The following is a 24876-nucleotide window of genomic DNA, read 5'->3' as shown; positions in this document are numbered from 1 at the left end:
TAATCTCGTGCCATTCACCCCGGGATCTTTTCCATGCGACGTCATCGAATCTCTCCTTTCGCAGCCATGTTTTGGTTGGTCTGCGCCGGCTTTGCAATTTGCGGTTGCGGCCAACAGCGAAGCGGCCCCAGTTTGCAGGATCTCGATATTGACGCTTTAGCGGCCGAAGCGACCGCCGCGATGAAGGTCTTAGGGAAAGAGCAGCCGGGGGCGGTGAGTGCGGCCAAAAGTGATCGTCCTTCCTCGTTGCGGCTCGAAAAGACAAAGCTGAAGTTCGGCTTCATTAAGCTGACTGACTGTGCTCCGCTGGTCATCGCCAAAGAACAAGGATTCTTTGCAGACGAAGGATTGCAGGTCGAGATCGAGGCGCAACCGAATTGGAAAACGCTGCTGGAACGGGTCATCAGCGGCGAGCTGGATGGCGCCCATATGTTGTCGGGGCAGCCGATCGCATCGACGATCGGAATTAACGGCGAAGCGCACGTCATCACTGCGTTTACGATGGATCAGAACGGCAACGCGATCACTGTCTCCAATTCGATCTGGGAGGAGATGCAGAAAGCCGACCCGGCTCTACAGTCGTCGCAACCGAAACATCCGATCTCCGCCGACGCGCTGCGATCGGTCGTCGCCGATCGCAAAGCCTCTGGCGATCTGTTGAAGATGGGGATGGTCTTTCCCGTCTCGACGCACAACTATGAGCTTCGCTACTGGTTGGCCGCCGCCGGAATTCATCCCGGGATGTACACGTCGGCCGATACGACCGGCGTGACCGATGCGGAAGTGTTGCTGTCGGTGACGCCGCCGCCGATGATGCCCCAAGTGATGGAAGTCGGCACGATCCAAGGCTATTGCGTCGGCGAACCATGGAATCAGCAAGCGGTCGTCAAAGGGATCGGCGTCCCGGTCGTCACCAACTATGACATCTGGAAGAACAATCCTGAAAAGGTGTTCGGCGTTACGAAAGCCTGGAACGACGAAAACCGCAACACGCATGTCGCGGTGGTGAAGGCGCTGATCCAAGCCGGAAAATGGTTGGACGAAGTCGACGCCGCGGGCAAGTTTGTCAATCGCGAATCGGCGGTGCAGTTGTTGTCGAAAGCCAACTATGTCGGCGCCGATGTCGATGTGATTCGCAATTCGATGACCGGCTATTTCTACTTTCAGAAATCGGACAAGCGAGAATTGCCGGATTTCAATGTCTTCTTCAAGTCGCACGCGACCTACCCCTGGTATAGCGACGGCGTCTGGTTCCTGACGCAAATGCGTCGCTGGGGACAGATCACCGAGCCGAAGTCCGCCGAGTGGTACGGCGAGACCGCCAAAAAGATCTACCGGCCTGACATCTATCGGGAAGCGGCCGAGCGGCTGATCAGCGAAGGAAAGCTGGATCGCTCCGAAGTGCCTGGGTCTGACACCGACGGCTACAAGCCGCCGACGGCGGAGTTTATCGACGGAATCACGTTCGACGGTCACGATCCGATCACCTATCTCAACGCGCACAAGATCGGCAACAAGGACGAATAGTTCGCAGCGTCAGGCAGTCGTCAAGATGATTTTGACCCCACGATTACCCCTCAAGAACTCGCGATGAAATATAAAATCATTCGTTTGCTGGATGTCGCCGGCATGAACTGCTTCGAGCCGGTCGTTCGGCTCTGTTACGGCGAAGAGCCGCGGCAGCAAGTGCGGAAGATCGGCCTCTTTATTGTCGCGCCGGTCGTCGTCTTCGCCCTGTTTATCGGCGCCTGGGCGGCGATCGCGCCGTTCATCAAAACCAAAGCCGGCAGTTTGCCGTCGCCGGTCGATGTCGCCGGTTCGTTGGTCGATGTCTATGAGTTTCACTGGCGCGAGTACGCCAAAAAAGCGGACTTCGCCCGCACCGGCGACGATCGCGATACGACGCTCGCCCTGGTCACGCAGCAGCTGGCCGACGCTACCGAGCGCAAAGCCGTGGTCGAAGCGGAACTCGCGGAGCTGACGGCGACGCTTGACGCAGAAACGGCCGCGACGCTAAAGAAGTACGAAGAAGCGATTGAAAATCAAACGCTCGTTTACCATGCATCGCAATTCGAACGTGAACAAGAGCTTCACAAGCTGGGGGACAAGTTAGAGGTCTCCCAAGACGAACCGCGTGAGCAATACGTCGCGTCCGTGCGTGAGCATCAAACCTTGTCGGCCCGCGAGTCGACCCATCTAAAAGAACTGCGCTCGGACCTGGCGGCGATCCGCAAATCGACGACGCCGCAATTTGCGGCGCTGCTGCGCGAAAAGAACGATCTGGATCAAGAGACGCAATTTCTCGACAAGCGAGCGTCGTTACTGAGTGACGGCAATCGACGCAGCAATGTGGCGAGTGCGGCGCTGACGCTCAAAAATGCGGACGCCGCGTTGGCCGCGGCCGCGCCCGGTCAGCGCTACGACGCGACCCTCGACTATTTGGGCGCCGAAGAGCGCGTGCTGTCGAGCGCCGGCGCGATTTACGCCAAACCGCCCACTTTTTTTGATCAGGTCTTCACCAGCATCGAATGCGTCTTTGTCGGCTTTCTCTTCGCGACCGCGATCGCGATTCCGATCGGGGTCCTTTGCGGCTTGAACAAAGTAATCATGGCCTCCCTCTCGCCGCTCATCTCGCTCTTTAAACCGGTTTCGCCCATCGTTTGGTTGCCGATTGTCTTTATCGTCGTCGGCGGGTTTATCGAACGTCCGGACGAAGCCTGGGTCAAACCGGCGTTTTTGAGTTCGGCGATCACGGTCGCCCTCTGCTCGCTCTGGCCCACGCTGGTCAACACCGCGCTGGGAGTTGCGTCGATTGACAAGGACCATTTGAACGTGGCTCGCGTGTTACGTCTGAGCATGTGGGATCGTTTGACCAAAATCGTGATCCCTTCGGCGTTGCCGCTGATCTTTACGGGGCTCCGGATTTCGTTGGGGGTCGGCTGGATGGTGTTGATCGCCGCCGAGTTGCTCTCGTCGAGTCCCGGTTTAGGCAAATTTGTCTGGGACATGTTTAACAACGGCTCGTCCGACACGTTCTCACAGATGCTGCTTACGGTGTTTGTCGTCGGCGTTGTCGGTTTGTTGTTGGACCGCATCATGATCGTGTTCCAGCGGTTGGTCAGTTTTGATGGAGGCGCAACAGCCCTATGATCCGCAATGCCAACATTCCCGGCGACGATGAAAATCGGCCGCCGGTTCTGGAACTGCAAGATGTCACCGTCTCTTTTGGGATGGGAGCGGAAGCCTATGTCGTACTGGACGAGGCCTGTCTAAAGGTCGAGGAAAACGAGTTCGTCGTCGTGATCGGCTATTCCGGCAGCGGCAAGTCGACTTTGATTTCGACCTTGGCCGGACTGACCACGCCGACGCGCGGAGCCGCGCTCTACCGGGGAGAACCGATGCCGGCGCCGGGCCCTGACCGCGGAATTGTATTTCAAAACTACTCGCTGTTGCCGTGGCTGACCGTGGTCGGCAATATCGATCTGGCCGTTAAGCGATTGCGGCGCGATCTGACCGGGACCGCGCGACGCGATTACGTGCAAAAGTATATCGACATGGTCAGTTTGTCGGGGTCCGAAAAGAAGTACCCGAGTGAACTATCAGGCGGCATGCGACAGCGGCTCTCGCTCGCTCGCACCCTCTCAATGCAGCCAGAAGTGTTGTTGCTGGACGAACCGCTGAGCGCACTCGATGCGTTGACCCGGAGCGTTCTGCAGGACGAGATCATCCGACTGTGGGAAGAAGACCGCCGGACCGTCGTGATGGTCACCAACGACGTGGACGAAGCGGTGTTGATGGCCGATCGAATCGTTCCGTTGACGCCGGGCCCCGGCGCCAAGTTGGGACGCGAATTTGACGTGACGCTGCCGCGGCCGCGAGACCGGACCACGCTGAATTTTGATCCCGATTACAAACATCTGCGCAACGAAGCGACACGGTACATGTTGCAACTAAGCGCCGATAAAAAAACGCGAACCGAAACGCGGCGGTTTACGCTGCCGGATCTTGAGCCAGCCAATTTTGGCGCCTAATCCCTCAGCAAGGAAATTGTAATGTCCACCGGTGGCGAACAACGCTACGTCGAGCTGTTTCGGCTCTCGAAGGCCTATCCCAATCCGTATGGCGATCGCGTCACGGTCGTCGACGGCTTTAACCTGATTATGAAGCGGGGAGAAGTCGTCAGTCTGATCGGGCACTCTGGATGCGGAAAGTCGACGGTCCTGACCATGGTGGCCGGGCTCAACTCGATCAGCGAGGGAAGCGTCGTGCTGTCGGGCAAAGAGGTTACGTCCGCCGGTCCCGATCGCGCGGTCGTGTTTCAATCACCGTGCTTGTTGCCTTGGATGACGGCGATTCAAAACGTGCGACTCGGCGTTGATCGGGTTTTCGCCCATGGGACGCGTCAGCAGCGCAAGGAAATCTGCGAGTACTATCTCGATGCGGTCGGGCTGGCCGACTCAATGGACAAGTACCCGCGCGAGTTGTCTGGCGGCATGCAGCAGCGCGTCGGCATCGCGCGGGCGATCGCGCTGAAGCCCAAGATGCTGTTGTTGGATGAGCCGTTTGGACGACTGGACTCGCTGACCCGCATGGAGCTGCAGGACGTCATTTTGAAGATTCTCGATCGCGAGAAGATTACGACGATGCTAGTGACGCATGACGTGGACGAAGCGATCTATATGGCCGATCGAATCTGCATGATGACGACCGGCCCGATGGCGCGCGTGGGCCAAATCTTAGACATGCCGTTCGAGCGTCCGCGGCGCCGAGAGGAAGTGCTGGAAGATCCGCTCTACTACGACTTGCGCGGTTGTCTGGTTTCGTTCTTGGAAGAACAAGACCGTCGCAAACATCGCCCAGCCCCTGTCCCTAAAATCGCCGAATCTGATGCAGCGAAGTCTGCTGACGCGTCGGATCAAGCCGACGCGCTGGCGCACGCTGAAGCGTAACCAACCGACCGAACCAACAGGGAATTGTCCCCATGCAAACCGATACCATGAGCATGCTGCAAGCGATCCGCGTTTCCGCCGTGGATGACGCCGAGCCGGCTGGCTGGACGATCGACGCGACCGGCGATTGGTCGGTTCGCCCAGATCAGAACGCCAGCGCCGGGTTTCAGCAAGAGCGCGGCGTGTGGCTCGAAGTTATCGGCGACCAGGTCTATTTGGCCTTTCCCGCCGCGACCAACGAATCGCTGCGCGGCGTCGTGGAAATGCTGTTTCAGTTGCCCGAAGATGCGATCGGCGCCTTTGAAGTGTGGAAACGGGACGATCGCGACGAATTGAGTTTAGCTCAGGGGATTTATCGCAATCTCGACTACATCGAGCGCATCACCCCGTATGTCCGCTTCCCGCGGCGCTCGGGCTTGCCGGGCGAAGTTTGGGAAAACCGTTTGGCCGCCTGCGTCAATAATTTGGGAGCCTCTCCCAATTTCATGCGATCGGCCGGCGCCCGCTCGGCGGGGCTCGACTTTGGCCTGGGGCTTCCTTTCCTAAAGTCAGAATTTGAGCTGTCGAGCGTGCTGCTGATGCTGGGATCTTATCAGGCGCCCCTCTTCTCAGCGGTCGAAGTCTGGCTGCTGGATAGCGAAGGGACCGGACTCGAGCTGAAACATCGGATCGCGATGGAAGGAGCGGACGAGATTCCCTCCACGCTCCGGTTAAGTGAAGGGCTCGTCGGCTACGTGGCCGCCGCCAGATTCCCCAAACTAATGTTGGTCGGCGAGGGCTCGTCGCAAGCATGGCAAGTCGCCTTCCCGCAGTTTGTCGGCAATCGCTTAGCCTCGGTCGTTTGCGTGACGCTGTAAAGGAATATTGATGGCGAGCGTAATCCAAAAACAGCAGCCGGTGCTCACGGACGGCTTTGACCTGATCCAGTCGTTGCTCGCTGAGCAACAAGATCTGACGGCGGTCGAACGTTTTTCGCAACGGCACGCCGACGCTACCACCCCGTTGATGGCGCCCCTTTATCGAGAACTGTTGCCCGCCGCTGCGCCGAGTGCGGGAGAGCAATACGCCTTCGAGGTCGACCTTGACGCTTGCTCGGGCTGCAAAGCTTGCGTCGTCGCTTGTCACAATCGAAACGGCCTGGATGAAGACGAGACCTGGCGCAGCGTCGGACTACTTCAAGCGGAGGATGAGTGCGCCACGCTGCAGCATGTGACGACTGCATGTCATCACTGCGCCGACCCCGGCTGTCTGAAGGGGTGTCCCGTCAAAGCGTATGACAAGGATCCTGTGACCGGCATCGTGGTCCACCTGGATGACCAGTGCATCGGCTGCAAGTATTGCACGATGATGTGCCCTTACGACGTGCCGCAGTATAGCGAAGCGAAAGGGATTGTGCGGAAGTGCGACATGTGCCGGCAGCGGCTCGATGTCGGCGAAGCGCCGGCTTGCGTGCAGGCATGTCCCAATCAGGCGATCCGCATTACGCTGGTCCGGCAAGAAGACGCACGGGCGGCCGGAGAGCGAGGAGAGTTTCTCGACGGCGCCGCTCACCCAGCGACGACCGCTCCGACAACGCAATTTGTCGGCACAGCGCGCACGCTGAAGTTAGCTTCTGGCGATCAGTTTTCACTTCGACTCAACCATGGTCATCTGCCGCTGGTCGTGCTGCTGGTCTTTACTCAGTTGTCGGTCGGCGCGGCGCTGGCCGGTTGCTTGCTGCCGGCGCAGAGGTTGGGCCTGTTCTTACTCGCGACGATTTCCTGCATGCTGGGACTCGCCGCATCGGGACTCCATCTCGGGCGTCCCTTTTATGGCTATCGCGTTTTTCTAGGCTTGAGGACCTCTTGGCTTAGTCGAGAAGCGGTCATCTTTGGCAAATACTTTCCGTTGATCGCGTTGGCCACGGCCTCGCTTTGGTTTCAGCAATACCTGACGTTCGGCGCGATCGCAGCTTGGCTCGGCGTCGTTGTCGGTCTGGTGGGAGTCTTTTGCAGCATCATGATTTATGTTGCGACGCGACGACCAGTCTGGGGACCTGTCTGGACCGGGGGACGCTTCGGCGGAACGGTTCTGCTGTTAGGCGCCGCCGCGGCGATGGCGGCGGTAAGCGGCGGGCGCGACTATGTGATTCCGATTGCTTTGTTACTGATCATGCTTTCCGCCGTGCGTGGATATTTGGAAATACGCTTCGCCGCGAAAGCCGACGCAGATTTCGCCAATCCATTTACTCGAACGCGGGAACTGCTTCTGGACAAGTTGCACCTGCCGACCCAGGTCCGCAATGGACTTTGGGCGATTGGAGGGGGCGTCTTGCCGGTTGCTTGGATCTTTGCGAGCCCCAGCGGGGCTTCTCAGGCGATTGCGGTCACCAGCTTCCTGTTGTTAACGGCGGCGGAACTGATCGATCGCTATCTTTACTTTACTTCAGAATCGACCCCCAGCATGCCGGGCGTCGCTCGTGCGGGAGACCATGGATGAGCACGATACCCCGGGAAGAACCGAAAGCAAAACTCTCTCCGTTAAAGATGGTGGGAGATATCATTCTGGCGCGTGACGGTCATTTGACGCGGCAGCTGTTGCTGGAGCCGGCGAAGTTTGGACTCGGCAAGACGCGCCAATCCGAATCTCCGGATGCGACGACCACATCGGTATGCGGATTTTGCTCGACCGGTTGCGGTCTCGAAATTCACCTGAAAGAGGGGCGCTCCGTCAACTTAACTCCGTCGACGGATTGGCCCGTGAATCTAGGGATGGCCTGTCCCAAAGGCTGGGAAGCGCTCAACGTTTTGCAGTCGTCCGATCGAGCGACGCGCCCGCTTCGCCGCGGCGCGTCGGGAGAACTGGAGCCGACCAGCTGGGACGAGGCGCTCCACTATTTTTGCCAACAGATGAAAGGAGTGCAGTCGCGACACGGAAATGACGCGGTCGCCTTCTTAAGCACAGGCCAGATCGCGACCGAAGAGATGGCGTTTCTGGGGTCTCTCGCCAAGTTTGGCATGGGGATGCAGCACGGTGATGGGAATACGCGGCAATGTATGGCGACCGCGGCGACCGCTTACAAAGAATCGTTTGGCTTTGACGCGCCCCCGTTTTCGTACGCCGACTTTGAAGAGTCGGACACGCTGATCTTTGTCGGCTCCAACATTTGCATCGCACATCCGATCCTGTGGGAGCGAGTGCTGCGCAACCGACATCAGCCTGAGATCATTGCGATTGATCCGCGGCTGACCGAAACGGCGCAAGCGGCGACTTCGCATCTGAAGATCCAGCCCAAGTCCGATTTGACGCTGCTGTACGCCGTCGCGAATTATCTGATTCAAAAGGATTGGATCGATCGCGAGTTTATCGCCGCTCATACGAATGACTTTGAGCCGTTCGCGCAGCATGTCCAGTCCTACACGATCGAGCGGGCCATGGAACTGACCGGGCTCTCTGAGCAAGCGATTGTCGAACTGGCCGAGAAGATCCATCGCGGCCAACGGGTCTCGTTTTGGTGGACGATGGGAGTCAACCAAAGCCATGAAGGGGTGCGCACCGCTCAGGCGATCATCAACTTGGCGCTGATGACCGGCAACATTGGACGCCCGGGGACCGGCGCCAATTCCATCACGGGCCAGTGCAACGCGATGGGGTCGCGCCTCTTCAGCAACACGACCAATCTGCTAGGGGGACATAGCTTCACCAACGAAGCCGATCGGCAAAAAGTGGCCGGTATCCTGGAGATCCCCATCGAGCGAATCCCGACCGAAAACAGCTGGGCCTATGACCAGATCATCGAGGGAATCCGCCAAGAGAAGATCAAAGGGCTGTGGGTAATCGCGACCAATCCGGCTCACTCCTGGATCCATCAAAACGACCTGCAGGAGATCTTTCAGAAGCTCGACTTTCTGGTCGTTCAAGACATGTACTCGAATACCGAGACGGCCCAATTGGCCGATCTTGTGTTGCCGGCGGCCGCTTGGGGAGAGAAAGAAGGGACATTCATCAACTCCGAGCGACGATATGGCCTGCACAAGAAGGTCTCGCCGGCTCCGGGAGAAGCGCTGGCCGACTTTCAGATCTTTCGCGCGGTCGCCGACTACTGGGGCTGCGGCGAGATGTTCTCGAAGTGGACCGAACCGGAGCGCGTCTTCGAGACGATGCAGCAACTCTCTGAGGGGCAACCGTGCGACATTAGCGGTATCGCCGGTTACGCAGAGCTCGATGATCGACGCGGCGTCCAGTGGCCTTGTGCGACCGGCGAAACCGATCGCTCGGTGGAACGTCGGCTCTTTGAAACTGGTCGGTTCTACCACGCCGATGAGAAGGCGAAATTCATCTTTGAAGATTCTCGCCGGCCCGGCGAAACGGCCGACGACGAGTTTCCCTTCGTCTTATTGACCGGCCGCGGCGCCGCCGCCCAGTGGCACACGCAAACGCGCACGGCAAAGAGCAGCGTGCTGCGGAAACTTTATCCCAACGTGCTGCAAGTCGATCTGCATCCGGCCGATGCGAAGGCGCTGGGGATCGCGCCGCACGAGTTGATCCACGTCGAGTCGCGCCGCGGAATTGTGCAGGCACACGCGAATCTCACCGCCGCTGTCGGGCGAGGGCAAGTCTTTATGCCGATGCACTGGGATACGGTCAATCAGCTGACGTTTGCTGAATTTGACCCCTACTCGCGGCAACCATCCTATAAAAATGCCGCCGTGCGATTACGCCGGCGGCAGGATGTTTAATCAGAACTGGCAGGTCTGACGCTCGATTAGTTCGCAGCTGGGCGGCGACCGCCTCCGCGACGTCGTCGACCACCGCCACCGCCGCCGCTGCGGCGATCCGAATGTTGCGGCGCCGTTTTGTGACGCTCGATGTTCAATTCGACAATTGCCGTGACGGCATCCAACCAGGACGGGATGTTGCGATGCCGACGCATGTCTTGATCGTCATCATCATCGTCGTCATAGACGTCGCTGATCGACGTGTCGTCGTCATCCTCATCGTCGGGGAAGTCAACGTCGGTCAGCTCGCGTTTGGCCGAGACTTCGGGAGTCTTGCGAGCTTCCCCTTCGTCCGCTTTGCGTGAGCGACGTCGCCGACGACGACGGCGAGGGGCGCCGGTCGATTCGGAATCATCGTCCGAGTCCGAACTCTTCTTCGCGGTGGGCTCCAACTCGGCGGCGACTTCGGTCGATTCGGTCGAAGTTTCTTCTTCGGCGCCTTCTTCCGCAGTTGTCGTTTCCGAACGTGAGTCACGGCGACGTCCGCGGCGGCGACGACGGCGGCGAGGACGGGGCGAGCCCGATTCGTCGGTCGCTTCTTCCGTCCCGGTTTCGTCGTCCGACGCAGCTTCTTCTTTCGGCGCGCGTTTGCGAGCGACAACTTCGCGCGGTGCGTCATCGTTGTCATCTTCGTGATCGTCGCGATCATAGTTGGACGTATCTGGCTCGTCCTTCATGTCGTCGATCAGATCATATTCGCCGGTATCAAAGAAGATCTCGTCGCCCGGCAGCAAGTTACGCGGAGCGTCCGAGTTCGATTCGCTCGATTTCTTCGTGGTGGAATCAATCTGAATGAAGAGGCTCGCGGCCCGCTTTTCGGTTTCGGGCGAATCAGGTCGCTCCTCAAACATCGTACGAGCCGTCGACTCGGCTCGACTGGGGACCGCTTTCTCGGTCAGTTCTTTTTCGACAACGCTCGGTTTCGGCTCTGGCTTTTTGGCCACCGGCTTGGCGGCCGGCGGTTTCGGCGTCGACGGTTTCGCAGGCGCCGGCGTCTCGACCGGAGCAGCTTTGCCAAACAAACGCTCGACCGGCAATCCCAGCGACTGCGCCAATCCGGCCCAATGTCGCTTGGTCGGCGGAGCGATCGCGACCGGCTCTTCAGCTTCGGCGGTCTCTTCGGGCGCTTCTGCTTCGATCGCCGGCTCTTCTACCGGAGAAGCAATTTCTGCGACCGGTTCCGGAGTCTCGACGATTTCAGGCGCTTCGCAAGATTCTTGTTTTTCTGCGGCTGGCTCGACATGATCCTGCAATTCTTCGACTTCCGGAGTTTCACTCGACGGCTCGTCGTTCAGATTTTCAGCAGGTGCGGCGCCAAGAGCGGCAGCCAGCGACGCCCAGTGGCTCTTTTTGGGTTGATTCATAAACCTATTGGCAGCAGTAAGTTAGTTTCGTGTGCAGCTCGACGCAATCGAACTTGGCGACTGCGGAGCAGGCCGATTCTCTACGATGAGCTTCGGCGATTCACCCGGTCTACGTGCAACTTAGTCTGGTAAACGCGCAAGTATATCGGCGCCAGCTTGTTTTGTGAAGTCATGATACCCAGCAGAGTTACGTTCACCGGGGGCGCTGGGGAAATAAATGGAGCAAGCCGCCGCAGTTCCAGGCATGGCCTGGTCAGCGGCGGCTTGACTCCTCCCCTCGAAATGACTTTTTTTATTGGCGACGCAGGATAAAGTCGCCGTTGTTCGCCACGTTCATGAGCGGGCGATAGTAGCTGGTGCTGCCCGAGGCCGAGCCGCAGCGGGGGTACCAAACCAGGTTGATCCCGATATTCCAGGCTTCTTCTTGATTTTGCGTCCGCCCATCTTGCTGATCCGGCAGCAGGAAGGTGAATCCGGTATCCAGGGCCAAGCATTTGGTCAGCGGCAGGTGGAAGTCAGCGCCCAGCAGGCCCTGGCTGTCGCCGGTCCAACCGCCGAGGATACGCATCGATTTGCCGCAATCATCCAACCGACGACGCCAGAAGAAGGTGTACAGATTCGTCGCTGCGATGGTTTCGTCGATCTGCATCGTATTGGCGCCGGGCACCGAAACAGTGGTGCTGCCGGTCCCTTCCGAATCGCTGGCCGAAAACTGAAAGCCGAGTTCGTTGCACTTCGGGAAAACCCAGCTTAGCTGGCCGCGAACTTGGCTCACTTCGACGTCATAGTACCACTGATCTTTTAGGTGATCGAAGACCAGGCCGCCTTGCCAGCCCCAGTCGACGCGGCGAAATAGCCCGACGGTGAAGAAGGTTTGTTCGCGGGTCGAATCGGTAAAGCTCGCTTCGTACAGATTGGCGTTCGAGCCGGACATGCCGACCTGAAATCCCAAGCCCGATTTCGGGAGAAAGCCGATCGGCATCCCCCAATTGAAACCGTAGAGATAGCCAAAGCTGCCATCCATGCCGCGGTTCAGACCATTTTTGAAGCCTTGGGCGCCGGCGTGCAGCGAGAAATCATCCCAGTTCAAGCGAAAGCAAAGCGGAATGCACATCATCATGCAGTCGTTGCATTGGCCGCAGTCTCCGCAGCTGGAACCGCAAGATTCCGTTCCGCAGCTTTCGCAGCCGGGGCCATGTTGGTGGCCAGCGTGCATCGCAGGTTCCATCATCATGGGTTCTTCGCCCATGTACTCAACGCCGGGTTCGATCATTTCTACCGTCGCCTGTTCATCCAGGACCGAGTAGTCAACCTTTTCGACCGCTGCGTTGGTTTCGATTTGCGTTGCGATGCGACTCGCTTTGGCGGCGCGTTGCCGCGCTTGATAGATTCGGTCCGACGACGGCGAAAACAGCCGCGTGAGCGGATCTTGATGTTCTTGGCCGTAGCCAATCGACGTCAGCATGCTGGCAAATACCAGGACAGCAGCTAGCGCCATACGAATAGAAAGGGTCATCCTCGATTTCCTTCATTCCGGGGGGACGGAGGGAGCGGTGAAATCTTCCGCTTCCATCGATGTAATCGTCACGATCGGACTTCGACCTGAAGGAGAAGTCGTCTTAATCGGAAAAGTTTTTGCAGATTGCCATGAGCACCGACCGGGAGGTTTGGGGTGACTTGGTGAAGTGTCGCGGTTGTTCGGGAAGTTCTGTTTTTTTGCATCGCATCGATTCGATGAAGTATTCCGGCGATCGATATTCGCCGGGATCGTTAATAGACCGCCTCGCCGGGCGGGCGAATCAGTGAAGGAAGAAAGAACAATGGTCAAAAACTTGGTTTGTGGAGCGATGGTCGCTTGCCTGCTAGCGGTTAATGTCGCGTCGGCTCAAGATTGCGGTTGCTCCGCTCCCGCTCCCTCGTCGTGCGGCTGCAACGCCTGCCGATCGACCTGTTGCGATCCTTGTTGCAACCCGCTGGGGACCGCGTTGAAGAACATCGGCAGCGGCATCAAAACGGGTTTGTGCCACATCAAGGGTGGCGTAGAACGGCTGTTATGCCCAATTCGCTACAACCCTTGCTGCAACAGTTGCACTAGCTGTTCCAGCTGCGGCGGCGGTTGCGACTCGTGCGGCGCTGGCGTTCCGTCGGCGATGCATTATGGGTCGCCGGTGATTGAAGCGTCGCCGATGTGGGAAGGGGGCGGTATTCCGACTCCGCCGACCCCGCAGGTCGACGAACCGACTTCGGTTCGGCCCGAACCGGCTCGCTTCCAACCTCCAGGAAGCTGGAAATCGGCCCAAGCGGGCGCAGCCGCGCCGGCGAAGTCCAAGCTGTACTACAGCAAAGTGATCGCCGACCAACGGCCGGTGTCGCGCGTCAGCCACACCACCAACGGCGCTTCCTACTACGCGGCGCCCAGGTCGAAGTAGTCTGACGGACTTGAGAACTGAATGACCCAGAAAACGCCTCGCAATGCGAGGCGTTTTTTTATGCGCCCAGCGCCTGATCCAAGTCGTCGCGCAGATCTTCAAACGCTTCCAGCCCAATCGAGAGTCGGATCAGTTCGTCCCGGATTCCATGTGCCAGGCGCGCGTCTCGATCGTAGCTCGCGTGCGACATCGACGCCGGCTGCTCGATCAGCGACTCGACCGCGCCCAGGCTGACCGCTAGTTGAAAGAGCCGGGTCGACTCGGCGACCTTTTTGGTCGCGGCGAAATCTCCGTTGACCTCAAAGCTAAGCATCGCGCCAAAACCGCCGTCCATCTGACGAGCCGCGATCTCGTGTCCTGGGTGATTTGGCAGACCGGGGTACAGCACGCGCGACACGCGGGGATCGGCGTCCAAAAACTCGGCGATCTTTTGCGCGGTGCGGCATTGTTCCCGCACGCGCAGCTCCAACGTCTTCAGACCACGGCTAACCAGAAATGACTCGAACGGTCCCAGCACCGCGCCTGTCGCATTTTGCACAAAGTACAGTCGGTCGTAGAGCGATTTGTCGTTGACGACCAGCGCTCCGCCCAATACGTCGCTATGTCCGCCCAAATATTTGGTGGCCGAATGCATGACGATGTCGGCGCCCAACTCCAAAGGACGAGTCAACACCGGCGTCGCGAACGTGCTGTCGACTCCTAGCAGCAAATGATGCCGCTTGGCGATCTCGGCGCAGGCGGCGATGTCGCTGATCGACATTTGCGGATTGCCGGGACTTTCGATCCACAGCATCTTGGTCTGCGGCGTAATCGCCGCTTCGAGCGCTCCCAGATCGCTCGACGGAGCCAGCGTGGTCGTCACTCCCGATCGATTGCAGATCTTATGAAGCAAACGATAGGCGCCGCCGTAAATGTCAGAGCCGGCGACGACATGGTCGCCTGATTCCAGCAGCATCATTGCGCCATGGATCGCCGCCATGCCGGATGCATAGGCCAGAGCGCCGGTTCCCGCTTCCAATGCGGCGAGGGTCGTCTCGAGGTTTTTACGCGTCGGATTGCCGCTGCGCGAATAGTCGAACTCGCCCCATTCTCCGGCGCCCGGCTGCACGTAAGTGCTAGCGACATGAATCGGCGGCACGACGGCGCCGGTTTGCGGATCGCGAGCATTGCCGACATGGATCGCTTTGGTGCGGAACTGCATTTGTCTTCACTTTCTGCAAAACGAGTTGCCAATGCATAGCCCTAACCGTAGGGTGGGTGGAGAAAGCCGAATCCTGGCGCCCAATTTCAAACGATTCGCCCGGCTTGCGCAACCCACCAGCGCCTGCTCGACCAGCAGGACATGGTGGGTTGCGCGAGCCGGTCATGTCGGTTGAAAGTGGCCAAATCCAATGCGGCTTGCTCCACCCACCCTACTCGGCGGGGAGGTGATCTATCCAACTTCTAAATCGAATCAAGCGCTTGTTTCAGGTCGGCGATCAAGTCTTCGGCGTCTTCGATGCCGCAGGCCATCCGGATCATGTTGTCATAAATGCCGAATTTGGCCCGTTCTTCCGGCGCGAGTTGGTAGTAGCTCATCACCAGCGGTTGCTCGATCAGCGATTCAACGCCGCCCAAGCTGGGGGCGATGCGGGGGATCTTTACGGCGTCGATCACGTCGGCCGTTTTCCGCCAATCGGCGTCTTTAACCAAGAAGGTAATCAGGCCGCCGAAGCCGCGCATCGTCTGTTTCGCGATGTCAAAATACTTGTGGGACGGCAAGCCGGGATAATAAACCTTCTCGACCTTCGGGTGAGACTCGAGGAATTCGGCGATCGCTTGACCATTCTGGTTGTGGCGCTCCATCCGCAAGCTGAAGGTTTTCAAACCGCGCAACAACAAGTAAATATTGTGCGGAGAATTGATCCCCCCCATGATGCCGCGCAGCTTGCGAACCGACTCTAGCTGCGCTTTGGAGCCGATGATGACGCCGGCCAACAGATCATTATGACCGGCCAGATATTTGGTCGCGGAGTGCAGCACATAGTCGACGCCATATTCCAACGGGCGAACGTTGTACGGGGTCGCCAGCGTCGCGTCGATCAGCGTTTCGACCCCATGCTTTTTGCCGATCGCGGCGAACTTTTCGAGATCGACGACGCTGAGGTGGGGGTTCGTGGGGGACTCGCTGACCAACATTTTGGTGTTTTTGTTGATCGCTTTTTCCATCGCGTCGTAGTCGCACGCTTTAACCTGGCGCGTGACGACGCCGAATCGCGCGAGATGCTTGGAGCAAAACTCGCGGCTGCGATGATAACATTCGTCAAAGAAGATTACTTCGTCGCCGGCGTTCAGCTTGGCCATCAACAAGCCGACGATCGCCGCCATGCCGCTGGAATACAGCACGGCGTCTTCGCCCCCTTCCAGGGCCGCTAGTTTCTTTTCGGCGATTTTCTCGCCGGGATTGCCGTAGCGGCCATATTCTTCGCGCTCTTCGTTTTCTTCGATATAGCGAATGACCGACGCGGTGTCGGTAAACGTATAGGTCGAAGCGCAGAAAATCGGATCGGTGATCGCGCTTTCCGGCTTTTGACGCGCTTCGCCGGCTTGGACGGAAGAGGTCGAGAAACCAAGGTCAGAAACGTCGAGCGGGACGCGGTTCGGGTCGTTCATTTTGGCGGCTTAAAAATGGCCGCACAATCGCACACCAAGGGGGAAACCTCAGTAGCGCAAAGAAGGCGGCTTTTGAAAAAATACATTGGCCGCAGCAGAAACGACTGTTTCTTCAGCTCGTCATCACGAACTTTTCGTTGACGAGGGCACTTTAGCAGTAAAGCTGCAAGCGGCCACAAATCCCTAGAAGACATCACTTTACTTGCCGGCCCGGTCGGCGGCAAGCGGGGCGTCAGCAAGGTTTTTCATTAGACGTTTCCCCTACTTCGCGTCTAAAATGAGGTTCGCAGTCCCTTCCTTTCCCCTGGCGCCGCATGATGACCTATTCTCGACTTCTGCTTTTCGCCGTCGTTTTGGCCTGCGGCGCGGCGTCACCGGGCTATGCCGAAGAAACCGAATCGATTGACGAATTGGTCATCGGACTCGGCGCCGACGACTTTCAGACCCGCAAAAGATCGGCGGAAAGCCTCTTAGAGCGGGGGATGGAGGCCCATGCGGCGCTGGTGGTCGCGTCGACCGCGCCTGATCCCACCGTAAAAATGCAGGCGATCAATCTGCTGGATGGCATCGTCGCCAAAGATCGGCGTGATCGGATCAACGCGTTTCGCAGCTCCAGTGACGCGCTTTCGCTCCCTTGTTGGCCGCAGTTTCGGGAGATCGTCGGCGATGACGCCGTCTCGCGGCGAATTTTTGCTCGCATGTCCGAAAGCGAATGGGAGTTGTTGGATCTAGCGAAAAACAGTCCAAACGAAATTGACTATGCGGTTTATCGCCGCGCTTTGGAGCTGCGACTCCGACTTTACAATTCGCAATCTCCCCCCAGCATGGCGAGCGTCGCCGCACTGTTGTTGCTGACCAGTAGTCCCAATTTTGAAGTCACTGCGCCCGCTTTTGCTGAACTGCAATATTCACTCTCCTCGCGGCCGATCACGCAGGCGCTCAACAACCCCGACGAGGCGGAAGTCGTCCGCAAGCTTTTCAACCGCTGGATCCGCAACTCGGTGGATAGCCCTTATTTGACGATGCAGCATCGTTTTTCGGTGCTATTGCTCTCGATTCGCGAAGATCTTCAGGCCGGCGTCCTACTCGCGCGCTCGATGGTCGAGGATCCCGGTCCTTCTACGCAAGCTGTGCCAAACAACCTGCATTTGGCTTACTCGATTCTGGCGATCGCCAAATTGGGTTCGACCGAAGATATCCCATTTCTCGAGCAACTGTTCGACAATGACAGTGACATTGTTCCGGTCAATCAACGCGAGCCCTTCGAAAGCCAGGTCCGCGACGTCGCTTTGGCGGCGGCAATTCATCTCAGCGGCCGTAATCCCCGCGAGTTTAGCTTCGACCGGATCACGACCGACGCCAACTATCTCTACAGCTATCGCACGATCGGCTTCGCGACCGACGTCGAACGCTCCGCCGCGTTTGAAAAATGGCGCAAGTTCTCGCCCAATCCGCCCGGCAGCTAGCGTTGCTGCCAAAGTCGGCTTGCCCTGCTTCAAAAGTCAGCTTGACCCATATAACCGCCGCTGCCATGATTCCGCATCGCTCGGATGCTCTATCGGTGCTATGGCGCCGATAATGAGGGAAACGGAAGTACGAGCGCCGTCGGAGATGGAACGGATGACCAAAGATTTGCTGAAATTCTCGCTTGCCGCGTTGATCGTCACGGCGATCGGCTGTCGCTCTCCTTACGCACAAGATCGCTTGGCCGCCGCAGGCGGACTTACCGGCGCCGTCGCCGGCGCCGCGATTGGCAACGCGACAGGCAACACGGCGGCTGGCGCATTGATCGGCGCGGGAGTCGGCGCCGTCGCCGGTTCGGCGGTTGGGTCGAGTATCGATGAGACGGATGCCCGCAATCAGGCGATCTTCCAAGAGCGACTAGGGCGGCAATTGGCCGGGGCAACCACGTTTCAAGACGTCGCCGCGATGAGCCAGGCCGGATTGGGCGATCAAGTGATTATCTCGCACATCAACCGCCACGGCGTTGCGACTTCTCCGACCCCGCAAGACTTGATCCAACTGAAGAGCGCCGGAGTCAGCGATCCGGTGCTGGCGGCCTTACAAAATCCGCCTCCGTTGGTGCAGCCGGTGCGCTATGTTGATAGTCGCCCCGTTATTATCCAAGAGAGCTACTACGATCCTTGGTGCGCGCCCCCTTATTATCGATACCGACATCCGCGCCACCATCACCATCCGCCGCACGTTTCGTGGTCGGTCGGAGTGCATCACTAAGACATAACGGCATTTGAGCGACAGCGGTCTGGCGTTTAGGATAGGGAGCAGCTTCCCACCTACCCAGCCCACCTGATTGGTTCTGACGTTATGCCCCGCTTTTATTTGCTCTTGCTGACGGTCGCCGTCCAGACATCGCTGGCCGCGCCAGGATTTTCCGCCGAAGAAGCCGCTGGGATCTCGGTCCCGGCCGGGTTCCGCGCGACGCTCTTCGCCGATGACGACTTGGCGCACGACATCTACTCAATGACGCTCGACGCCGAAGGGCGCGTCGTCGTCGCAGGCGCCGGCTACGTCAAAACCTTGCACGATGACGACGGCGACGGAACCGCCGATCGGGCGACGCTCTTTTCCGACGTTCCTCGCAGCGGCGCCCACGGCATGGCGTTTCGCGGCGGCGATCTCTACTGCAGCGGCGACTTTGGTCTGCTCAAACTGACGGACGCCGATGGAGATGGCCGCGCCGACGGCGCCGCCGAAACTTTGGAGCAATCGCGACATCCCGAGCATGGAACCAACGGCGTGGTTTTTGGCGCCGATGGTTGGGTCTATGTGATCTGCGGAAACGACGCGAACATCTTTGAGCGTCACGTCACCACGTCGCACTCGCCGATCGAACATCCCAAAACCGGCGCGATCATTCGCATTCATCCAGAGACGCACCAATCGGAAGTCGTGGCGCACGGTTTCCGCAACCCGTACGACTTCGCCTTCGACGCCGCCGGCCGCATGTTGACGGTCGACGCCGATGGCGAACGCGACCAACATCTGCCGTGGTACGCGCCTAATCGCTTGTTTGACATCGGCGTAGCGCAGCATCATGGCTGGGTCTTGCATGGTTGGCAGCGCAGTTGGAATCGACCGCCGACCTATTTCGACAGCCGTGCCCGGCTGGTCGACATCGGCCGCGGATCGCCGACCGGCGTCGAAACCTACCGCCATACGGCCTTCCCTGACAAATACCGCCACGGCGTTTTCAGCTGCTGCTGGACGCTGGGGAAGATCTACTTCTTTCCCTGCACCTCCGATGGCGGCGGACTATCGGCGAGTCAAGAAACCTTCCTTGAAACCACCGGCGCCGCTGGTCTCGCGCCGGTCGACATCGCCGTCGGTAAAGAGGGGGAAATGTATTTAGCGATCGGTGGCCGCGGCACGCGCGGCGGCATTTTTAAGATTGAATATGTCGGCCAGTCGAACGCCGAATCCCAGCTAGGCGGCGTGGATCTGGTGCTCCAGGCGCCGCAACCGCAAGCCGCTTGGTCGTACGCCAAGTGGGCGCCGCTGGCGATGCAAATTGGTCGTGAGTTTTTCATCTCCGTGAGCCAAAACCCGCAGCATTCTACGGCCGAGCGCGTGCGCGCGATCGAAATTGTGACCGAACTCTTCGGCGGTTTGAAGGATGGACCGGAGGTCGATCGGCTGCTCAGTACGAAGGAAGAAGCGACTCTCTCGCAGGCAATCGTCGCGCGGGCGATTTGGAGTTTGGCGTGCCGCCGCGACGCCGTATGTCCTGCGCAGTTTTATCCGTTAACCCACCACGCGTCGCCGATGGTGCGTCGCGCAGCTTGGGAAGCGATCGCTTCGGCCGCACAGTACGACACAGACGTGCAAAACTGCAACTGGCAGTCATTGAGCGATGAAGATCGCAATGTGCGGAGCGCGGCGCTCGTCGCGTTCGATCGAATCTTAGAAAAATCGCCGGATAGGAAGGTCGACGTCGGACATTCGATCGCGGCGATCTGGTCGCAGACGGCGGCGCACAATGCAAGTTCCGAGGTAATCGTCGGCGTGATTCATCAAGCGGTGGATCGACTAGAAACAGCGACCCATCTGTATGAGCAGCAAGACGCAATTCGCGTCGTGCAAATCGCCCTGGGCGATATTACCGCCGAGCGAGTCGATCCCGACGTTTACGCTGGCTACTCGCCGGGCCGTCCGCGCACGGCGCCGCTGACGATGTGGGATCAATTGGCCAGCAAGTTGGATCCGATCTTCCCCGTGGACGAGCCGACGGTCGATACCGAGATCGCGCGGACGCTGGCGATGATCGAGCAGCCGGCGCCTAACTTTGTCGAGCAGGTCGCCCAGTTTTGGACCGACCAGTCGACGGTCGAGGAAGATGAGCACTACCTCATTTGCCTGTCGCGAATCCCCGGAGAGCGATCGACGGAAGTGATCGCCGCCGAGGCCGCCGCCTACCTGCAACTGCACGCCAAAATTGCTGACCAGGGACTGACGATCAGCCAAAACTGGTCGCTGCGCATGGGAGAAGCGTTTGCGGCCGAGTTGAAGCAGGCGCCGCAACTGGCCGACGCGATGCTTGCGAGTGAAGATTTCGGCATGCTTGAGCATGCGCTCTTCGCCTCTTACTTCAGCGCCGCACAGCAAGCGACTGCCGTGACCAAGATTCTGGAAGAAAACGACGTCGACGCGATCGAAGACAGCTGGCCAGACGAGATGATGCCGCTGGTGGATTCGTTGCCGGAAGCGGAACGTCTGGACGTGCTGCGAGCGCGCTGGGACGACTTCAATATGCGCCATGCGGTGCTCGCGAGATTGGGCGAATCGCTGCAGAACGAAGACCGCCAACGCTTCGTCGATTCGCTGCTGTCGGCCAGTCCCGGGTCGGTGCTGCTAGCGGCCGAGATCTTACAGAAGATGCCGACCGACGCCGTTGCGGATGGGGATCTGTTGGTCGCGATGAAGTCGCTGCGTGCGGCCTGCATGCCGGGACAACAGGCCGAGCAAAGCCAAGCGATCGCCAAGTTGCTGCAGGTTTGGACCAAAGCGCCGGTCGCGACGCCCGCCCAGCAGGGCGCTGTTGCGACCGAAACGTACCAACCTTGGTTTGAATGGTTCGCCGCCGCGTATCCGACGCTCAACAAAGAGTTGTTCGCCTACGCCGCCGACGAAGCGAGTTGGAAAAGTCGTTTGACGGATGTCGCCTGGGATACCGGGGACGTGAAACGGGGAGAAGCGATCTTCGCCGCCCGCGCTTGCAAGCAGTGTCACGCAACGAATAGCGCGCTGGGACCGAACCTTGACAATATCACGGGCCGATTTCGCCAGTACGACCTGTTTATGGCGATCGTCGACCCCAATCGAGACGTCTCACCGCTGTTCCATACGACGCAGCTGATGACCCGCTCGGGGAAAAGTTTTGTTGGCAAGATCATTTACGAATCGCCGGCCGGCACGCTGATTCAGACCGGTCCCGGCGTCACTGAGCGGATTTTGGAAGACGAAATCGTCCTGCGGCGCCCCAGCACGCAATCGATGATGCCGGTCGGGCTGTTGAACGGCGTCGACGATCAGGGGTTGGCCGATTTGTACTCCTACCTACAATCATTGCGTGACAAAAAATGATTTTGGGGAGCAGCGCATGACCGAGCCGGTCGATTCCAGTCCTACCAACGAGACCTCGACCAGCCAAGATCGGTCGCCGCGCATCTTTCCGCCGCTCCGCACTTGGCTATTTTCCGGCATTTTTGTGCTGCTGGCGCTATTTGGCCAGTCGGCGATCGAGCTGGGAGATGGCCCGCTGGCCAGCGTTCGCGACATCGCTCCGCTGCTGTTTGACGGCGCGGTGGGCAATGTGATGACGCTGATCGGCGTCTTTTTCGCATTTTTCATCCCGGTGATTTGGTTCACCCTGTTCAGCGGCTGGAGTATTGCGGTTCGCCTGCTCCCGATCGCATGCGTTCTGTCGGCGCCGGCGATCTTTTTTTGCTTTTTTCGCATCGTCCATGTTGATGGCGAAATGAAGCCGATATTCGCCTATCGCTTTGCCCAAAGCGCCGATCAGCAACTGGACGCGCTGGACGGCGGCGGCGCCGCCGAGGGAGACAGCACTCAATCGACCGAGCATGACTTCCCGCAGTTTTTGGGGCCCGATCGCAATCTGAAGTTGGCCGGGCCCAACCTGGCGAGCGACTGGAATACGAGCCCGCCGCAGGAAGTTTGGCGGCGGCCGATCGGGGCCGGCTGGTCGGGCTTTGTCGTCGTTGGGGATCTCGCGTATACGATGGAGCAGCGCGGCCCGAGCGAGTATGTCTCGTGCTATCGCGTCGCCGATGGCGAGCCGGTTTGGAATTTCAAACATGAAGCGCGTCACGAAACCGTCTTGGGTTACGTGGGGCCGCGTTCGACGCCGCTGGTGCATGACGGCAAAGTTTACGCGGTCGGCGCAACCGGCGCTTTGGTTGGTTTAGACGCGGCCACCGGCGACGTCGTTTGGCGGCATGATTTGTTGGACGAGTTTGACACGACGCAGGCTCAGTTTGATGGAATGGTCGCGTGGGGCCGCGCGAGTTCGCCGCTTCTGTACGAGGGGAAAGACCGCGCACTAATTATCTTGCCGGCAGGCGGTCCCACGCGCAAAGAATCGACCACGCTGGTCGCGTACGACGCCCAGACCGGCGAGCAAGTTTGGACCGGGGGTCAGCAGCCGATGAGCTACGCATCCCCCAGCTTGTTCCAGCTTGGGGGCGAAACGCAAATCATGTCGGTCAACGAAAGCACCGTCAGCGGTCACAATCCTGAAACCGGAAAGCAACTCTGGATCACCGATTGGGCCGGCGACTCGTCTGGCGCCGCAACTTGCTCGCAGCCGGTGGATCTGGGCGACGGGAGAATTCTGGTCAGCAAAGGGTACGGCCAAGGCGCGCGGGTTTTTGCGATCGAAAAGCAAGCGGACGGCCAATACGCAGTGCAAGACGTCTGGTCCGATGGTCGCTTACTGAAGACCAAGTTCACTAACGTCGCGGCGAAAGATGGTTTTATCTATGGCCTAAACGACGGCATCCTGGAATGTGTCACGGCCGCCGATGGCGAGCGTACCTGGCGCCAACGCGGCTTCGGACATGGTCAACTGTTGCTGGTTGGCGACCACCTGCTGGTCATGACCGAAGAGGGCGAGTTGGTGCTGGCCGCCGCGAACCCCGCCGCGTACGAAGAAGCAGGACGCATCCAGGCGCTGGAGAGTGAGGTCTCGCCCAATTGGAACAATCTTTGCCTGACCGGCGATCTGCTATTGGTCCGCAACGCCGAGCAAGCCGCCTGCTATCGGCTGAAGACGAGCGAGAAAAGCGACAACGATAAGTAGCGATGCGCCCTTTCGAACCGATTGGACACTAGCCCGCAGCGCCAGCGAGGGAATCCGCTTGGCGAAGCCAACACGGATTGAAGTAGCGAACCGCGTTCCCTCGCTGGCGCAACGGGCTAGTGTTACGGTGTTCGACTCGATTCCGACCCTCTCCGCTTCTCATCCGCCGCTTTGCCGTGTTCAAATCTTCTCTTCGATCAATTAGCGCTATCGAAAACCGCGCGCGGCGCTTGGCGATTTAAAACTCCTGCGCCAGTAGCCAGTCTTCGATCATGATGTGTTGGATCATCGGGGCTCGCAGCAGGGCCGCTCGTTCCGGCAGCAGCGATTTTAGCCAGGGCCGATTGACGAATGTCGACAGCGTGCGCGAACCGAGACTGCCGCGCGTTTGAATCTGCACGTTGTCGGCCAAGCGGTGATAAGTAGCCGGAATGATGTTGGGGCCAGGGCCGATGTGAACGATCGTCTCGGCGCCGCAGCGCAACGTTTCGTAGACGACCGCCCAGAGCAGTTGCGGCTGGTCGACCCAGCGATAAATTGTATCGCGCAGATTGATCTCGTCGTAACTGCGCTTGCCGGTCACCATCGACAGGACCGGCGGCTGCGGGACCGTCACGCCGCTGTTCATCTTGGCCATAAACATCGCCGCACGCGTGTTGATGCTCTTGCGCCACACGAGCGGCGTGTGCATCGGGGGCCAGCGATGTTCGTTGATCTTGAAAAAGACGCGAGCCGGAATCCGGGCCGCCAGTTTTTGTCGAAAACGTTCGAGCGACGTTCCTTCGCCGATAATCAGCACCGAGTTCGGCGAGAGGACCGCCGACACGCCCACCAGTTCGTCCCCTTCCTGATTCGTTTCGATGCAGCACTGCTGCACGATTTTCAGCGGCAACTCTTGCTTGCGACAAAAGACGACCGCCAATTGGCAACTGTCGGCCAAGCTGGCCGTGTCGTCGGCCAGGGAGATGGGAATGCCGACCGCATCTTCGATCGACAACGAGCCTGACGCGCAAAGTGCGACAATTTCGCCCAGACTATAGCCAAAATAGCACTGCGATTTTTCGAGCTCCACATGAAACAGCTCGCGGAGGATGTCGAGCTGCGCCATTTCGGCGGCGATGATCAATGCCACCGCGTCGACATAGGCCGATAAGTCGGGCTCGATACGAGATTCGACGCGCCGCACCAAATTGACCTCGCGGCCGACAGTCCGGCTGGCGATTTCACCGCACTCGATCAAGCGGCGCCGAACGATCGGCCCATACTGCGCGTGCGCCAGCAACTCAGGCGTGCGACCGAGGTTTTCAAAATTGTATCCGCGAAATGCGAAACAGGTGCTGCTGAGCCGATTGAACGGGGGAGGGGAGTTGGGCATGCGGCCAGTGC

Annotated in this window: 17 protein-coding genes; 12 read left to right on the top strand and 5 right to left on the bottom strand. The window is 59.0% G+C overall.

All coding sequences use genetic code 11. From position 1 onward, the window contains the following. Positions 1-33 precede the first annotated feature (33 nt). From DSM3645_RS16210 to DSM3645_RS16180, 7 genes are all read left to right on the top strand, one after another. Positions 34-1527 (top strand): CmpA/NrtA family ABC transporter substrate-binding protein, encoded by a 1494-nt coding sequence (locus tag DSM3645_RS16210; protein WP_237564832.1) that lies wholly within the window; start codon positions 34-36, stop codon positions 1525-1527. Positions 1528-1590: 63 nt separating this feature from the next. Then, entirely contained in the window at positions 1591-3150 is a 1560-nt protein-coding gene (locus DSM3645_RS16205) for an ABC transporter permease (RefSeq protein ID WP_002653316.1), read from the top strand. Beyond that, the gene (locus tag DSM3645_RS29875) at positions 3147-4031 is read left to right on the top strand and encodes an ABC transporter ATP-binding protein (RefSeq protein ID WP_002653315.1); all 885 of its coding nucleotides are present in this window, start codon (positions 3147-3149) and stop codon (positions 4029-4031) included. The genes DSM3645_RS16205 and DSM3645_RS29875 overlap by 4 nt, the downstream gene beginning before the upstream one ends. A gap of 21 nt (positions 4032-4052) precedes the next feature. Further along, positions 4053-4949 (top strand): ABC transporter ATP-binding protein, encoded by an 897-nt coding sequence (locus DSM3645_RS29870; protein WP_002653314.1) that lies wholly within the window; start codon positions 4053-4055, stop codon positions 4947-4949. A 32-nt stretch (positions 4950-4981) separates the two neighbouring features. Continuing rightward, positions 4982-5806: a hypothetical protein gene (locus DSM3645_RS16190; protein WP_002653313.1), complete on the top strand. Its 825-nt coding sequence runs from the start codon at positions 4982-4984 to the stop codon at positions 5804-5806. A gap of 10 nt (positions 5807-5816) precedes the next feature. Next, on the top strand, positions 5817-7427 hold the full coding sequence (locus DSM3645_RS16185) for a DmsC/YnfH family molybdoenzyme membrane anchor subunit (RefSeq protein ID WP_002653312.1): 1611 nt from the start codon (positions 5817-5819) through the stop codon (positions 7425-7427). 47 nt (positions 7428-7474) lie between these two features. Beyond that, positions 7475-9667, top strand: a complete 2193-nt coding sequence (locus DSM3645_RS16180; protein WP_002653311.1) for a molybdopterin oxidoreductase family protein — start codon at positions 7475-7477, stop codon at positions 9665-9667. Positions 9668-9693: 26 nt separating this feature from the next. On the opposite strand, the gene DSM3645_RS16175 is transcribed toward DSM3645_RS16180, so the two are convergent. Both DSM3645_RS16175 and DSM3645_RS16170 read right to left on the bottom strand, forming a co-directional pair. Next, positions 9694-11070, bottom strand: a complete 1377-nt coding sequence (locus DSM3645_RS16175; RefSeq protein WP_002653310.1) for a hypothetical protein — start codon at positions 11068-11070, stop codon at positions 9694-9696. Positions 11071-11362: 292 nt separating this feature from the next. Further along, positions 11363-12586: a DUF6666 family protein gene (locus DSM3645_RS16170; protein WP_131282628.1), complete on the bottom strand. Its 1224-nt coding sequence runs from the start codon at positions 12584-12586 to the stop codon at positions 11363-11365. Between the two features lie 304 nt (positions 12587-12890). Here DSM3645_RS16170 and DSM3645_RS16165 point away from each other — a divergent pair, with 304 nt between their 5' ends. Further along, entirely contained in the window at positions 12891-13499 is a 609-nt protein-coding gene (locus DSM3645_RS16165) for a hypothetical protein (RefSeq protein ID WP_040351892.1), read from the top strand. A gap of 58 nt (positions 13500-13557) precedes the next feature. Here DSM3645_RS16165 and DSM3645_RS16160 read toward each other — a convergent pair whose 3' ends face one another. Next, positions 13558-14700 carry a trans-sulfuration enzyme family protein gene (locus DSM3645_RS16160; protein ID WP_002653307.1) on the bottom strand — a complete coding sequence of 381 codons (1143 nt, stop codon included), beginning with the start codon at positions 14698-14700 and terminating at the stop codon, positions 13558-13560. Positions 14701-14942: 242 nt separating this feature from the next. Then, complete coding sequence (locus DSM3645_RS16155) at positions 14943-16151, bottom strand: trans-sulfuration enzyme family protein (protein WP_002653306.1); 1209 nt, start codon at positions 16149-16151, stop codon at positions 14943-14945. 314 nt (positions 16152-16465) lie between these two features. Here DSM3645_RS16155 and DSM3645_RS30675 point away from each other — a divergent pair, with 314 nt between their 5' ends. The 4 genes from DSM3645_RS30675 to DSM3645_RS28480 all read left to right on the top strand — a co-directional run bounded on the left by DSM3645_RS30675 (position 16466) and on the right by DSM3645_RS28480 (position 23490). Continuing rightward, positions 16466-17617, top strand: a complete 1152-nt coding sequence (locus DSM3645_RS30675; RefSeq protein ID WP_002653305.1) for a hypothetical protein — start codon at positions 16466-16468, stop codon at positions 17615-17617. Between the two features lie 154 nt (positions 17618-17771). Continuing rightward, positions 17772-18386: a glycine zipper domain-containing protein gene (locus DSM3645_RS30670; protein ID WP_161603359.1), complete on the top strand. Its 615-nt coding sequence runs from the start codon at positions 17772-17774 to the stop codon at positions 18384-18386. A 90-nt stretch (positions 18387-18476) separates the two neighbouring features. Beyond that, positions 18477-21752, top strand: coding sequence for a DUF7133 domain-containing protein (locus DSM3645_RS28485; protein WP_002653303.1), 3276 nt, complete (start codon positions 18477-18479; stop codon positions 21750-21752). Positions 21753-21768: 16 nt separating this feature from the next. Then, positions 21769-23490 (top strand): PQQ-binding-like beta-propeller repeat protein, encoded by a 1722-nt coding sequence (locus tag DSM3645_RS28480; protein WP_002653302.1) that lies wholly within the window; start codon positions 21769-21771, stop codon positions 23488-23490. A 238-nt stretch (positions 23491-23728) separates the two neighbouring features. Here DSM3645_RS28480 and DSM3645_RS16130 read toward each other — a convergent pair whose 3' ends face one another. Beyond that, positions 23729-24865, bottom strand: coding sequence for a hypothetical protein (locus DSM3645_RS16130; protein WP_002653301.1), 1137 nt, complete (start codon positions 24863-24865; stop codon positions 23729-23731). Positions 24866-24876: the final 11 nt, after the last annotated feature.

Origin of the sequence: Blastopirellula marina DSM 3645 (assembly GCF_000153105.1) — a bacterium.
GTDB classification, from domain to species: domain Bacteria; phylum Planctomycetota; class Planctomycetia; order Pirellulales; family Pirellulaceae; genus Blastopirellula; species Blastopirellula marina.
This window is presented reverse-complemented; position numbering and strand designations above follow the sequence as displayed.